15 protein-coding genes and 1 pseudogene are annotated in these 13007 nt (G+C 71.1%); 8 read left to right on the forward strand and 8 right to left on the reverse strand.

The features are described 5' to 3' along the window. Positions 1-58: 58 nt before the first annotated feature. The 4 genes from ACVCAH_RS10115 (at position 59) to ACVCAH_RS10130 (ending at position 2657) form a co-directional block, all read left to right on the forward strand. The gene (locus ACVCAH_RS10115; protein ID WP_447135797.1) at positions 59-754 is read left to right on the forward strand and encodes a response regulator transcription factor; all 696 of its coding nucleotides are present in this window, start codon (positions 59-61) and stop codon (positions 752-754) included. Next, positions 747-1775 carry a sensor histidine kinase gene (locus tag ACVCAH_RS10120; protein WP_447135798.1) on the forward strand — a complete coding sequence of 343 codons (1029 nt, stop codon included), beginning with the start codon at positions 747-749 and terminating at the stop codon, positions 1773-1775. Before ACVCAH_RS10115 ends, ACVCAH_RS10120 begins: the two co-directional genes overlap by 8 nt. A gap of 64 nt (positions 1776-1839) precedes the next feature. Then, positions 1840-2031, forward strand: a complete 192-nt coding sequence (locus ACVCAH_RS10125) for a DNA repair protein (RefSeq protein WP_447135799.1) — start codon at positions 1840-1842, stop codon at positions 2029-2031. Between the two features lie 107 nt (positions 2032-2138). Further along, on the forward strand, positions 2139-2657 hold the full coding sequence (locus tag ACVCAH_RS10130) for a hypothetical protein (protein WP_447135800.1): 519 nt from the start codon (positions 2139-2141) through the stop codon (positions 2655-2657). Between the two features lie 9 nt (positions 2658-2666). Here the strand turns inward: ACVCAH_RS10130 and ACVCAH_RS10135 are convergent, their stop codons facing one another. Beyond that, the gene (locus ACVCAH_RS10135) at positions 2667-3395 is read right to left on the reverse strand and encodes a Clp protease N-terminal domain-containing protein (RefSeq protein ID WP_447135801.1); all 729 of its coding nucleotides are present in this window, start codon (positions 3393-3395) and stop codon (positions 2667-2669) included. Between the two features lie 9 nt (positions 3396-3404). After that, the gene (locus ACVCAH_RS10140) at positions 3405-4229 is read right to left on the reverse strand and encodes a methyltransferase domain-containing protein (protein WP_447135802.1); all 825 of its coding nucleotides are present in this window, start codon (positions 4227-4229) and stop codon (positions 3405-3407) included. Positions 4230-4257: 28 nt separating this feature from the next. Between ACVCAH_RS10140 and ACVCAH_RS10145 the strand changes: the two genes are divergently transcribed. After that, positions 4258-4668, forward strand: a complete 411-nt coding sequence (locus ACVCAH_RS10145) for a MerR family transcriptional regulator (RefSeq protein WP_447135803.1) — start codon at positions 4258-4260, stop codon at positions 4666-4668. A 60-nt stretch (positions 4669-4728) separates the two neighbouring features. Here ACVCAH_RS10145 and ACVCAH_RS10150 read toward each other — a convergent pair whose 3' ends face one another. The 3 genes from ACVCAH_RS10150 to ACVCAH_RS10160 form a co-directional block, all read right to left on the reverse strand. Further along, positions 4729-6561 carry a glycoside hydrolase family 15 protein gene (locus ACVCAH_RS10150; RefSeq protein ID WP_447135804.1) on the reverse strand — a complete coding sequence of 611 codons (1833 nt, stop codon included), beginning with the start codon at positions 6559-6561 and terminating at the stop codon, positions 4729-4731. Next, entirely contained in the window at positions 6518-7696 is a 1179-nt protein-coding gene (locus ACVCAH_RS10155) for a DNA glycosylase AlkZ-like family protein (protein ID WP_447135805.1), read from the reverse strand. Before ACVCAH_RS10155 ends, ACVCAH_RS10150 begins: the two co-directional genes overlap by 44 nt. A 77-nt stretch (positions 7697-7773) precedes the next feature. Further along, positions 7774-8046 carry a hypothetical protein gene (locus ACVCAH_RS10160; protein WP_447135806.1) on the reverse strand — a complete coding sequence of 91 codons (273 nt, stop codon included), beginning with the start codon at positions 8044-8046 and terminating at the stop codon, positions 7774-7776. 276 nt (positions 8047-8322) lie between these two features. Here ACVCAH_RS10160 and ACVCAH_RS10165 point away from each other — a divergent pair, with 276 nt between their 5' ends. Then, a complete protein-coding gene (locus tag ACVCAH_RS10165; RefSeq protein ID WP_447135807.1) occupies positions 8323-9009 on the forward strand; it encodes a DNA alkylation repair protein in 687 nt (228 codons plus the stop codon). Between the two features lie 74 nt (positions 9010-9083). Here the strand turns inward: ACVCAH_RS10165 and ACVCAH_RS10170 are convergent, their stop codons facing one another. Together ACVCAH_RS10170 and map are read right to left on the reverse strand one after the other, a co-directional pair. Beyond that, complete coding sequence (locus tag ACVCAH_RS10170) at positions 9084-10280, reverse strand: low temperature requirement protein A (RefSeq protein WP_447135808.1); 1197 nt, start codon at positions 10278-10280, stop codon at positions 9084-9086. 355 nt (positions 10281-10635) lie between these two features. Then, positions 10636-11454, reverse strand: coding sequence for a type I methionyl aminopeptidase (gene map / locus ACVCAH_RS10175; protein ID WP_447135809.1), 819 nt, complete (start codon positions 11452-11454; stop codon positions 10636-10638). A 76-nt stretch (positions 11455-11530) separates the two neighbouring features. On the opposite strand from map, the gene ACVCAH_RS10180 reads away from it, so the two are divergent. Further along, entirely contained in the window at positions 11531-11824 is a 294-nt protein-coding gene (locus ACVCAH_RS10180) for a helix-turn-helix domain-containing protein (RefSeq protein ID WP_447135810.1), read from the forward strand. A gap of 10 nt (positions 11825-11834) precedes the next feature. Here ACVCAH_RS10180 and ACVCAH_RS10185 read toward each other — a convergent pair. After that, positions 11835-11973 (reverse strand): annotated as a pseudogene (locus tag ACVCAH_RS10185) (IS701 family transposase); the annotation flags it as partial. A 166-nt stretch (positions 11974-12139) separates the two neighbouring features. On the opposite strand from ACVCAH_RS10185, the gene ACVCAH_RS10190 reads away from it, so the two are divergent. Further along, entirely contained in the window at positions 12140-12826 is a 687-nt protein-coding gene (locus tag ACVCAH_RS10190) for a hypothetical protein (protein ID WP_447135811.1), read from the forward strand. Positions 12827-13007: the final 181 nt, after the last annotated feature.

Raw genomic sequence — 13007 nt, forward strand, 5'->3', positions numbered from 1 at the left:
GCAACACCTGCCGCGGCGCACCCCTGGCTACGCTGGCCCGGCGCGAGGGAGGTGCCGGGTGACCCAGCGGGTGCTGGTCGTCGACGACGACCGGACGGTCAGCGACGTGGTCTGCCGCTACCTGGAGCACGCCGGCTACCGGGTCGACCACGTCGGCGACGGGGCCGCCGCGCTGGCCGCGGTCGCCGCGGAGCCGCCCGACCTCGTCGTCCTCGACCTGATGCTGCCGGTGCTCGACGGCCTGGAGGTGTGCCGGCGGCTGCGGGCGCGGCCGGACGGCGTACCCATCGTCATGCTCACCGCCCGGGGCGACGAGGCCGACCGGATCCTCGGCCTGCAACTGGGCGCGGACGACTACCTGGGCAAGCCGTTCTCCCCCCGCGAGCTGGTGCTGCGCGTGCGCTCGGTGCTGCGCCGGGCGGGCGGCGAGCCACCCGGGACGGTGCCCGAGGTGCTCGTCGACGGCGGGCTGGAGGTGCTCACCGGCCCCCGGATCGCCCGGTTGCACGGCCGCGAGCTGGCGCTCACCCTGCGCGAGTTCGACCTGTTGGCGCACCTGATGCGGCATCCGGCGCGGGCGTTCCGCCGGGCAGAGCTGCTGGAGCGGGTGTGGGGCTGGAGCTTCGGCGACCAGTCGACGGTGACCGTGCACGTACGGCGACTGCGCGAGAAGGTGGAGGCCGACCCGGCCGACCCCCGGCGGATCGTGACCGTCTGGGGCGTGGGCTACCGGTACGAGCCGACCGATGCGTGACCTGGCCCTGATCTTCGCGGCGGCGCTCGCCGCGGCGCTCTGCGTCGGCGCCGCCGGCGCGCTCACCCTGCGACTGCTGCGTGGCCGGTCGATCACCGTCCACATCGTGGTGCTGCTGGCGGTGACCGTGACCGCGGTGGTGGCCGGCGTGGCCGTGGTCGCCGAGGCGATGTTCCTCTCCGCGCACGACCTGGAGGTGGTGCTGATCACCGTCTCCGCGGCGGCGGTGGTCAGCCTCGCGGTCGGTTGGCTCTTCGCCCGCCGGCTCGCCGCCGCGGCGGTCTGGGCCGACCAGGCGCGGGAGCGGGAGCGGCGGATCGAGCAGGGGCGGCGCGACCTGGTCGCCTGGGTGTCGCACGACCTGCGCACCCCGCTGGCCGGGCTGCGGGCGATGGCCGAGGCGCTGGAGGACCGGGTGGTACGCAGCCCGGAGACGGTCGCCGAGTACCACCGCCGGATCCGGGTGGAGACCGACCGGATGACCCGGCTGGTGGACGACCTGTTCGAGCTGTCCCGGATCAACGCCGGCGCGCTGCGGCTGTCGCTGTCGGCGGTGCCGCTCGGTGACGTGGTCTCCGACGCGCTGGCCGGCACGGCGCCACTGGCCGCCGCCCGGCGGATCCGGCTGGTCGCCCCGGAGACGGGCTGGCCGACCGTGCTGGCCAGCGAGCCGGAGCTGGCCCGGGTGGTGGGCAACCTGCTGCTCAACGCGGTCCGCTACACCCCCGAGGACGGCACTGTCCGGGTGGACGCCGGACGCGACGCCGACGCCGCCTGGCTGGCGGTGGCGGACACCTGCGGCGGGATCCCGGAGGCGGACCTGCCCCGGGTCTTCGACGTGGCGTTCCGGGGCGAGCCGGCGCGCACGCCGCGGCCGGGCAACGGGCATCCGGCCGGTTCGGGCGGGCTGGGCCTGGCGATCGTGCGCGGGCTGATTGAGGCGCACGGCGGGCGGGTAGACGTACAGAACCTCACCGACGGGTGCCGGTTCGTGGTCCGGCTGCCGGTCGCGGGAACCTGATCCATCGATCCCGCGTCATATTCATTTCCATACATGTACACCTTTCTTTGGGACGGTAATGGTCATGCCGAATCAGCCGAATGACCGGTACCAGCAGGACACCCAGCGCCTCTGGCGGACCCCCGAGGCCGCCGGACGGTTCCCGGGCCAGCCGCCGTACCGGGGCAACCGGGCCGCCGCCGACGCGCTGCCCTGGGGCGAGCTGAACAAGCTGCCGGCCGGCGCCTCCACCCGCCCTGGCCTCAACACCCGCTGACACCCGTACGGCGACACACCCGGGTGGTCCAGCGGGGGCTTTCGCACACCTGTCGGGTAATTTCTTGTGGTCCGGAATCCCGGCCTACGACAGGAGAAGCTCCGCGCATGGGCAAGAAGACGATCCACGTCTCCGACTTCAGCGGCACGGTCCTGCAGCCCGACGACGAGGTGGTCCGCGTCGTCGTGCTGGAGCACCCTGACCTGGTGGCCGGGCCCGTGCGACTGGACGCCACGCCGGTCGAGGTGGAGAGCATCGACGACGCCGCGCTGGATGTCGCGGTGGTCGAGATCCACGACCGGCACGGCGGCGGCGAGCCGCGGCGGGTGGTGCTGACCGCGAGCGAGTTCGACGCGATGGCGACCGACGTGCCGATGGCGCAGCTGCTCCGGACCGCCGAGCGGGTCCGCCCGCCCAAGGCCCGCCGCGGCGCCGAGCGGCTCGACTACGGCACGATCGAGCACGCGGGCAAGCCGCACCGGGGCCGGGTGACCGAGGAGGAGGCCCGTCTCGTGCGGGAGCGGCTCGACGAGGTCAACAAGCGCCTCGCCGACGCCGGGATCCGCCAGATCGATCCGGCCGACCCGGAGCACGCCGCCCGGTACGGCTTCCCCGCCGCATCCTGACCGCAGCGGTCAGGAGGCCTTCTTCGCCACGGCTTCGAGCGCCGCGACGAGCGTGGCCTCGGCGGCGGCCTTGTCGACGCCGAGGCCGGCCAGCACACCGCTGCCGTTCTCCAGCTCCAGCAGGGCGAGCAGGATGTGTTCGTTGCCGATGTAGTTGTGCCCCAGCCGGAGCGCCTCACGGAAGGTCAGCTCCAGCGCCTTCTTGCCCTGCGCGTCGTACGGGATCAGGTCGGGCACCTGCGCCGAGGACGGCGGCAGCGCGGCGGTCGCGGCCTCGCGGACCCGCTCCAGCGCTACGCCCTGCGCGACGATCGCCTTCGCGGCCAGCGCCTCCGGCTCGCTGAGCAGCCCCAGCACCAGGTGCTCGGGGCGGATCTCGGCGTGCCCGGTGGCCCGCGCCTCCTCCTGCGACGCCATCACCACGTTGCGGGCGCGCGGGGTGAACCGGCTGAAGCCCTGCTCCGGGTCGAGCGGGGTGTCGGCGGCCTTGGGCACGAAGCGCTTCTGCGCGGCCTGCTTGGTCACGCCCATGCTGCGGCCGATCTCCGTCCAGGAGGCGCCGGAGCGGCGGGCCTGGTCCACGAAGTGGCCGATCAGGTGGTCGGCCACGTCGCCCAGGTGGTCGGCGACGATGACCGCGTCGGAGAGCTGGTCGAGGGCGTCAGTGTGCGCCTTCTTGATCGCCTCGATCAGGTCGTCGAGCCGGACGGGGTTGCTCATGGGTATCGGATTGGTCATGCGTCAACCCTAAGTTGACGCAGCCGTGTCGTCAACCATCGGTTGACGACGCCGGTCCGGTCCACGCCACCGGCGTCGCCCGGTCATCCGCGGCGCGCGGCGGCCACGAAGAGCGGGAGGGCGAGGAAGGCCCGGTCCCGCGGCCCGCTGCCGCTGGTCGGCGAGCCAGAGCTCCGCCTGGGCCGGACCGATCGCGCCAGCCGCGACCGCGGCGCCGGCGAACCCGGCCAACACCGGCAGCACGTCCTCGCCCGTGCGCACCCAGGTGTGCACCTCCACCTCGGGCGCCACGAAGCCGGCGTCCAGCAGCAGGGCGCGGTAGCCACGGGCGGCCCGAGGGCTCGCGACGCGATCGGCCCGGGCGTGCACGACGGCGCGGGTGAGCGCGGGCTGGTCGGAGTCGACGACGACGGTGTCCCAGTCCTGACCGACCAGCACGATCCGGCCGCCCGGAGCGAGCACCCGCCGCGCCTCGGCGAGCGCCCGCTCGGGCTCGGCGAGGTCGTGGAGGACCTTGTCGGCGCGGTAGCCGCGGACCGCGCCGTCCGGCAGCGGCAGCGCGCAGGCGTCCGCCACCCGCAGGTCCGCCCCCGGCAGCCGGTCGCGGGCCACCGCGATCATCCGGGGGTCCAGGTCGACGCCGACCGGGCGCACCCCCCGCGCGGCCAACTCCGCCACCGCGCGGCCGGTCCCGCAGCCGACGTCGACCACGGCCGCGCCTGCGGCCAGGCCCAGCAGGGCGTACGAGCGGGCGCGCAGCGCCACCGCGTCCAGGCGGGCGTCGGCGGCGTCGAGCAGCCGGATCAGCCGGTCCACCTCGGCGTACGTTGACATGCCGCCGATCCTGCGACTTCATGTCGACATGAAGTCAAGCAGCGGCCAAGAAGAGCTGAGCATCGGCGAGATCGCCGCCCGGTTCGGCCTGCCCACCCATGTGCTGCGGCACTGGGATTCCGTCGGGCTGCTCTCCCCCGCCCGGGGCGTGGCCGGCCGGCGGCGTTACGGCCCCGCCAACCTGTACCGGATCGCGACCATCCTGCGAGCCAAGGAGGCGGGCTTCAGCCTGGACGACGTCCGCGCCGTGCTCGACGAGCAGGATCCCGCCGCGCGCCGCCGGATCCTGGCCCGGCAGCGCGCCGCCCTGCTCGAGCGGATCGCCCGGGCCCGGGCGTCGTTGGAGATCGTCGAGGTGGCGCTGCGGTGCGAGCACGACGACCTCACCGAATGCCCGCACTACCGGGCGAGCGTCGCGGCCCGCATCGGTGCTCGGTAGGTCCGGCGGCTCACGCGCGATCACGCCGGTGTCCGCGACCGGCGGCTCCGGATGGACCGGTCAGGCCCTCCCCGCGAGGAGCCGGTCGAGGTACCCCGCCGTGCTGATCAGGGACAGGTGGCTGAACGCCTGCGGGAAGTTGCCGATCTGCTCCCCGTCGGGAGCGATCTCCTCGGAGTAGAGCCCGAGCTGGCTGCTGTAGGTGAGCATCTTCTCGAAGGTCAGCCGCGCGTCGTCGAGCCGCCCGGACCGGGCGAGCGCCTCGACGTACCAGAAGGTGCACACGCTGAAGGTGCCCTCATTGCCGGGGAGACCGTCGGGTGAGGCGGCCGGGTCGTACCGGTAGACGAGGCTGTCGGAGACGAGTTCGGCGTCCATCACCCGCAGGGTCGACTGCCACATCGGGTCGGTGGGCGCCACGAAGTCGACGGACGGCATGACGAGCAGCGCCGCGTCCAGGACCTCGGTGGCGTAGTGCCGCGTGAAGGCGCCGCGCCCGGAGTGGAAGCCGCGGGACATGACCTGCTCGTAGGCGCCGTTGCGCGCGTTGGTCCACCGGGTGGTGCCGCCCGGCCGGCCGAGGCGGTGCGAGAGGCGCAGCGCCCGGTCGAACGCCACCCAGGACATCAGCCGCCCGTAGGTGAAGTCCTGGCGGCCGGCCCGGGTCTCCCAGATCCCGTCCTCGGGCTGGTCCCAGTTGTCACAGAGCCAGTCCACCACGCGGACCGTGTTCAGCCATTCCTGGTGGGACATGTGCAGACCCCGGGCGTCGGCGAGGTGCATCGCGTTGAGCACCTCACCGTAGATGTCGAGTTGCAGTTGGCTGGCGGCGCCGTTGCCCACCCGAACCGGCGCCGAGCCCCGGTAGCCCTCCAGGTGGTCGAGCACCTCCTCGGTGAGGTCGGGTGAGCCGTCGACGCGGTACATGATCTGCAACGGCGACCGCTCGTCCTCCGCCTCCCGGACCCGGTCGTTGAGCCAGCGCAGGTACCCGCGCGCCTCGTCGGTGAAGCCCAGGCTGAGCAGCGCGTGCACCGAGAAGGAGGCGTCGCGGACCCAGGTGTAGCGGTAGTCCCAGTTGCGCGCCCCGCCGACCTGTTCCGGCAGCCCGGCGGTGGGCGAGGCGATCAGCGCGCCGGTCGGGGCGTACGTCATGAGCTTCAGCGTCATCGCGGACCGCTCGACCATCTCCCGCCACCGGCCGCTGTACTGGGAGCGGGCGAGCCAGCGCCGCCAGAAGTCGCGGGTCTGCTCGAGCAGTTCCCGCGCCTCCTCCGGGGCGTAGGCGCGCGGCGGCTCCGACGACCCGGTGTCCAGGACCACGCCCCCGGCCTGGCCCTCGCGGAGCGTGCCGATCACCTGGACGCCTTCGGCGCTGCTGCTCCTGCCGTCCCGTTCACCGGGCAGGCGCTCGTTGAAGCGGACCACGTTCAGAGTGAGCGAGATCGTACGGCTGCGGAAGATGACGCCGCCCTCGTGACCCTCCAGCTCGTACGGGTCCCGCCCGTAGTTGAACGCGGGCCGGCAGTCGACCCGGAACGTCATGGTGCCCCGGACGACGCGGAGCAGCCGGACCAGGCGGTGCCGGTCGGTGGCGCGGTCCCCGGCGACGGGCATGAAGTCGATCAGCTCGCCCACGCCCTCCGCGCTGAGGAACCGGGTGATCAGGACCGGCGTGCCGGGCAGGTAGAGCTGCGTGCTCCGGTAGTCGATGCCGTACGGCGAGACCTGGAAGTGGCCGCCCTTCCGCCGGTCGAGCAGTCCGCCGAAGATGCTCGGCGAGTCGAAACGAGGCGCGCAGAACCAGTCCAGGGTCCCGTCCTTGGTGATCAGCGCCGCGGTCTGCAGGTCACCGATCAGGCCGTGGGCCTCCACGGCGGGGTACGTCTCCACCAGACCTCCCGACCCTCGTCGCACCGACCGCGGCGACTACCCCCGGATGGGTCCCGTACACCTCCCGCGCGGACGTCGCAAGGTCGACGGCGGACAGGCCGAGCCAGGACGCCAGCGCGTCGAGTTCGGCGTGCACGGCCGCGGTCATGGCAGCGGTGAAGCCGACGTCCTGGTGGATGGCGTCCACCCTCAGGACCGATCCCCTGCGATCGGCCGTGGCGTCCACCTTGCCGATCAGTCGATCGTGATGCAGCACGGGCAGCGCGAAGTAGCCCCAGCGCCGCTTCCCCTTGGGCACGTACATCTCCAAGCGGTAATCGAAGCCGAAGAGCTCGAGTGCCCGCCGCCGGTCGTGGACGAGCCGGTCGAACGGCGACAGCAGCGCGGTACGCCCGGCGAACGGCTCACCGACCGCCGTGGGATCGACCCGCCACACACCGGAGGTGCCCTCCACCTCGACCGGCTCCCCCGCCTCCCCGACGACCGACGGGCGGGCGATGCCGAGGGACCGCAGCAGTCGCTCGTCGCGGATTCGGCGGGCCTCCTCCGCCGGGACGACCGGCGTGCCCGCCGGGTAGACCCGCTCGGCCAGGTCCCACCGCCGCTGCCGCCCGACGCGGTCGGAGATGGCGATCTCGCCGCGGGCGGCGAGGAACTCGAGCATCTGGGTGACGTTGCGGTTGTTCGTCCAACCGGTGGACGGCCAGGGCACCACACTGCGATCCGGCACGTCGCGCGACAGCAGGGGCCCGGAGTCGCGCAGCAGATCGAGCACGTACCGGCGGAACGCGTCGTTGGCCCGCAACCAGTCCCGCCGCCGCGCCTCCTGAGGCCAGGCGGCCGTCTCCGCCAGGTGGAGCCCGAGGTCGGTCATCGGCCGCACCATGGCGCGGTGCTCGAACAGCGCCCGATCACGTTCGAGGGCCCGTTGCAGGTCGGCCGGCCGGTATCCGGCGCCGAGGCGGCCCCACGCGACGAGGTCTGCGCTGGGCGCCACCGCGGCCGTGGGATCCAGTTGCAGGAACGTCAGCTGCCGGACGACCCCGAGAAGGTCGGCCGGCCGGCGGGCGTCGAGCAGCTGCGCGCGGACCGCGATGCGCCGGGCCGCGGCACGGGTGAGTCGGGTGGACGACATGCCGCGAGGCTAGTGTTCGTGACAGACAAGCAGCGCTCTGAACCCGAGCAGGCCGCGCCCCGCCGGTCCCGGCCGGGCTACTCCTTCAGGTACCCGGTGGCGGGGTCGATCTGAGCGAGGAAGTCGCGGATGGCCCGCTCCATCTCGGGCCGGCTCATCGCGGCAGGCCCGGAGAGCCCGAAGCCGTAGTCGTGCGGCCCGTTGAGCCAGTCGAAGTCGTACCCGCTGGGCTCCTCGGCCCGGGCACGGACGCGGAAGTCCTGCCCGTCGACCGTGAGCAGGACCGGCTCACCCTGATATCTGGTTCGCATGTGCTCGGGCGCCAGCCCTGGCTCCGGCTCCGTTGACATGCCTGCCCCTCTCTCCCGCCCGCCGATCGGGCGGAGGCTCCCCGACGATCATGGAGCTGACCCGCGGCGAGGTGACCCGCGGGCTGGCGGTCGACCACAGCCAGTCTGGATCATCTGTTCGATGCCTGACGTGGGAGCGGCGAAAGAGGTCAGGGCCGGTCTCAATCGGGCTGCTCGTGCTGGCCGCGCTGACACCCGCCATGCTCCACGCGTGTACGACAGGAGGCCGACGTCGGTCGTAGGCTGCATCTCGCACGTGATGGACAGGAGGCTGAGGTGGCGGAGACGACGCTGACCGGGACGACGGTGGCCGAGGTGATGGCCGAGCTGGCCGAGCTCGAGGACCCGAAGGCACGCCAGGTGAACGAGAAACACGGTGACGATCACGGTGTGAACCTCAGCAAGCTGCGCGCGCTCGCGAAGCGGCTGAAGACGCAGCAGGAACTCGCGTGCCAGCTCTGGGAGACGGATGACACCGCGGCGAGACTGCTGGCGATCCTGATCTGCCGCCCGAAGGCGTTCGGGCGTGACGAGTTGGACGCCATGGTGCGCGAGGCGCGCACACCCAAGGTGCACGACTGGCTCGTGAACTACGTGGTGAAGAAGAACCCGCACTCCGAGGAGCTGCGCCTGGCCTGGTTCGCCGATCCGGATCCCGTGGTCGCGAGTGCCGGTTGGGCGCTGACCACCGAACGCGTGGCGAAGAAGCCCGAGGGCCTGGACCTCGCGGGACTGCTCGACGTCATCGAGGCGGAGATGAAAGACGCCCCGGATCGCCTGCAGTGGGCGATGAACCACTGCCTGGCGCAGATCGGGATCGACCACGCCGAGCAGCGCGCCCGTGCACTCGACATCGGTGAGCGCCTGGAGGTGCTCAAGGACTACCCGACTTCCCCGGGCTGCACGTCTCCGTTCGCGCCCATCTGGATCAGCGAGATGGTGCGCCGACAGCACGACACGTAGCAGGGTTCGCACTGACCTCGCTCGTGTGGGAGCCAGTGTCGGATGCGATCCGGAATCGCCTGCCTCGGTTGCGGTCAGCGTCGCCGTCGGGTCGACCCTGGCGGTGAGGGTTCCTCACCTGGGTGCTTCCGCTCGCGTATCGTGTCCCACGCCGCGACCCCGGCCAGGACGATGGCTGCGGCGCTGGTGGCGAACAGCGGCGGCAGGCGGACCATCACCGGCGTCAGAGCGGCAAGCGCGAGGAGTCCGATGACCCGGGACGCGGACACCCGGGCGAACACCTCGTACTCGAGGCGGGACCGCCCGACCAGGAACAGCGCGGGCCCACCCAGGATGACGGCGAGCCACAGCGGATCCTCGTGCAGGACCGGATGATGGATGACCAGTGCGTGGCCGACGCCGGTGGCGAGGATGCCGGTCACGATGATCAGATGGGTGTGAAACGCAGACCGACCGAGGCGGGCTGGGCTGGGGATGGCCTCGATGGCGGCGGGCAACACCGCCCCAGCACGGTGGAAGTAGATTCGCCACATCAGGATCGTGGTGGCGAAGGACACGACGCTCGGCACCACCCGATCGGGGGTGAACTCCTCGGCGAACGTTATTCCCGTGAGCAGGATCGTCTCGCCGAGCGCGATGACGATGAACTGCTGAAAACGCTCGGCGATGTGCTCGCCGGCGAGCTTCCAGTCTTCGATACGGGTGCGGCCAAGTCCCGGAACGGGCCAGCCGTGGACGAGTCCCGTGTAGTCCAGCGCCAACGCCAGCGTCCACAGGACCCCGCGCGCGGGACTCTGCGGGAAGAGAACCGCCCCGGCGATCCAGGGTCCGGCGGATACCGCTGCCCAGCAGAGCGCCCGCGCGGGGCTGTGCCGTTCACGGTCGTACCGGCCGAGCAGGAGCACGACGGGCTTGCCGAGTTGGATGGTGACGTAGGTGACCGCGAAGACCACGGCTCGATCGCCGGTCGCAAAGGGCAGTGTAACGGCCATGATCATGGTGCCGAACATGACCATGACGCACACGAGCCGGATCGCCCATTTTTGCGGATCGAAGGCGCTGGTCACGATCGCCGCGCGAACCCAGGTCAACCAGAGTGCCAGCAGCAACAACGCCGTCTGACCGAATTCCGGCAGAACGACCTGCCGCTGAGTGCTGAAATCTACGATCAACCGCTCCGAGATCCGGGTGAGCGCGAAGACGTAAACCAGGTCGAGAAGGAGCTCCCCCTCGCGGTCGCGGAGCAGGCCACGCAAGCCAGCGACCGTCATCTTCCACCCGTTTCCGTCCGCCTCGCGCCTTATTACGGCAGTCGTACCACACCGGTCAGGGCCTCCGACGCGGATAGGCGGATCCCTGGAGGCCAGCAGCTCGACCACGCCGAGCCGCTTGAGTGGGTCGGGGGAACCATGGCAGACGGCAGTCTCGCTGTCGGTTTCCCGTTCACCGGCGGGCAGCTGACGGTCTACAACACCTGGACTCCGAGCAACGGCGGTCGCCGGCTCGCATCGGCCGTTGCGACCGCCGGCTTCCGTCTCGGGTCGGTGTCACGCGCCTCGATTGCTGTCGCCGTTGCTGGCCCCATCCCCGGAACGCCCTGAGTCACGCCCCGAGGCGGGCGGTGGGTCAGGAGGCTGTGGCGGGCTTTTTGGTGGGATCGGCCGAGGTGGCGCCGTGAGTGGGGCGGCGGGTCAGGACCTGGGGGCCGGAAGCCGTGATGGCGACTGTGTGTTCGGAGTGGGCGGCGCGGGAGCCGTCGGCGGAGCGGATCGTCCAGCCGTCGTTGTCGAACGTGATTTTGTCGGTGGAGCGGCAGAACCAGGGCTCGATGGCGATGGTGAGGCCCGGGGCGAGTTTCATGCCGCGGCGGGCGCGGCCGTTGTTGGAGACGTGCGGGGCCTCGTGCATGGTGCGGCCGATGCCGTGGCCGCCGAACTCGGCGTTGACGCCGTAGCCGTAGGAGTGGGCGACCTCGCCGATCGCGGCGGAGACGTCGCCGAGGCGGCCGCCGGGCTGGGCGGCGGTGATGCCGGCCTCCAGTGCGACCTCGGTGGCCTCGATCAGCTTCAGGTCGGCCGGGTCGGGGGTGCCGACGATGACGGAGAGCGCGGAGTCGGCGACCCAACCGTCGATGCCGGCCGCCATGTCGATGCTGAGCAGGTCACCGTCCCGCAAGACATAGTCGTGCGGCAGGCCGTGCAGCACCGCGTCGTTGACCGACAGGCACAGCACGTTGCGGAACGGGCCGCGGCCGAACGAAGGGGCGTAGTCCCAGTAGCAGGATTCGGCGCCGCGTTCCTTGATCCGGCGGCGGGCGTGGTGTTCGAGGTCTATCAGGTTGACGCCGACTGCGGCGACACCGCTCAGCTCGGCGAGCAGCTCGCCGACGAACTGGCCGGTCACCGCCATCCGGCCGATCTCCTCGGCGGACTTGAGCTCGATCACGACAGGCCCCCTCTCCGTATGCGGTATTTTTATACCACGCCCGGTCGGGGATGCTCCGGAGGGATATCCTCCTGGCATGGTTCGCCAACCACTCACCGCCGAACAGATCGCAGCAGGCCAGCGCCTCGGAGCCGCCCTCCGGGCCGCGCGGGCCGGCCGCAGCCTCGTCGAGGTGGCCCTGGCAGCCGGCATCTCCCCCGAGACGTTGCGCAAGATCGAGGCGGGCCGCCTTCCCGCACCGGCGTTCGGCACTGTGGTCTGCCTCAGCCAGGCCCTCGACGTCCGACTCAGCGACCTGGCCGACGTCTGGCTGGCGGACATGCCCATCCGCCAGGCGTCCTGGAAACCAGCCGCCCAAGTACTCCAGTAGGAGATCCGTTTCAGGGTTCCGTGAGGGCTTGCCGGGTGTAATGGCTGGTCTTGGCGGCGGCTTGATGCCTGCGTCGGAAGTGGACCAGGCGATGACGTCAGGGCCCGCCGTGCGAGGTCGATGATCAGGGCGTGGAAGAGCCGGCGTAGTGGTGAGGTCCGCTAGGTCAGCTCGGACTCCGCTGTGCCCAGGACGGCACCCTTGACGTCTACACAGACTGGAAGATCGACTACTCCCCGACAAACGGTTGACGGGTTATCCGGGCCTTGAGCATGCCGGATACGGACCGTGACGCCAACGGTCCACGATGCTGGCGTGCCAGTTATCCGATCTGTCGATGAGCGGATGTCGGTCAGTATGATCAACTGGTTGGCCACCGCGTTGCTCGGCTGGAGGCGATTCCCCTTGGGCACCGACATCGCCGGTTGCGTGGAGTTCCGGCCACATGGCCCTGACACGCCGTGGATCCTTGCCGGGACCGATCTGGGCAAGCTTCCCCGCTACTACGACGCGTTCGGACTGCTCTTCGGCGTCCGCAACTACGCGGGCTTCGAACCAGTCGCGGCCGCGCGAGGAATCCCCGAGGATGCCAGCGAAGCTGTCCGCACCTTCCCTCATCTGGATACCAAACACGACCACACCTGGGTCACCTGGGCAGAGTTGGCGCGGATCGACTGGGAACGGCCGGCATCGACTACGGACGACCGCCTACACGAGTACCGCATCACCAGCCGGGGCTTGGTCAAGCTCGGCAAGGCCAACGTGGGCACCGGCCTCGCCTGGCGGGCAGTCGCCGGTGAGCATGCCGATCGCCGGGGCAGCAGCTACCCCGAGGGAACCGAATGGCGCAGCGGCGATCGTCTCTGGCGGGTTGAGCGGCTCGTACAGGGCGACGTGCTGCGCAGTGATCCGGAACTGCGAGCCGTGCTCGATGCCATGCATGAACTCGCGGAAGAGCACGGTGAGGACAACGTCCGGCTGGTGGTCTGGTTCGACAGCTGACAATCGCCAGATCCTTGCCGGCACCAGGAATCTTCTCGTTGTCTTGAAACGCCCAAAGCAACGTCCTGGCATGCCGCTGACCGGTCTCGGGACCTGCGTGATGGATGAAGGAGCGGGGTCTCGCTCCTCGTGGGTCCCGGGCGGGATGCTCGGGGTGCTCACGTCTCACGACGAAGGAGGC

This window comes from Micromonospora sp. LZ34 (genome assembly GCF_052981855.1).

Coding starts and splice junctions, on each gene's coding strand:
- ACVCAH_RS10140 (WP_447135802.1), bottom strand. CDS start 4,229: ATGTCAACGTACGCCGAGGTGGACCGGCTGATCCGGCTGCTCGACGCC.
- ACVCAH_RS10145 (WP_447135803.1), top strand. CDS start 4,258: ATGAAGTCAAGCAGCGGCCAAGAAGAGCTGAGCATCGGCGAGATCGCC.
- ACVCAH_RS10130 (WP_447135800.1), top strand. CDS start 2,139: ATGGGCAAGAAGACGATCCACGTCTCCGACTTCAGCGGCACGGTCCTG.
- ACVCAH_RS10135 (WP_447135801.1), bottom strand. CDS start 3,395: ATGACCAATCCGATACCCATGAGCAACCCCGTCCGGCTCGACGACCTG.
- ACVCAH_RS10160 (WP_447135806.1), bottom strand. CDS start 8,046: ATGTCAACGGAGCCGGAGCCAGGGCTGGCGCCCGAGCACATGCGAACC.
- ACVCAH_RS10155 (WP_447135805.1), bottom strand. CDS start 7,696: ATGTCGTCCACCCGACTCACCCGTGCCGCGGCCCGGCGCATCGCGGTC.
- ACVCAH_RS10120 (WP_447135798.1), top strand. CDS start 747: ATGCGTGACCTGGCCCTGATCTTCGCGGCGGCGCTCGCCGCGGCGCTC.
- ACVCAH_RS10125 (WP_447135799.1), top strand. CDS start 1,840: ATGCCGAATCAGCCGAATGACCGGTACCAGCAGGACACCCAGCGCCTC.
- ACVCAH_RS10170 (WP_447135808.1), bottom strand. CDS start 10,280: ATGACGGTCGCTGGCTTGCGTGGCCTGCTCCGCGACCGCGAGGGGGAG.
- ACVCAH_RS10180 (WP_447135810.1), top strand. CDS start 11,531: ATGGTTCGCCAACCACTCACCGCCGAACAGATCGCAGCAGGCCAGCGC.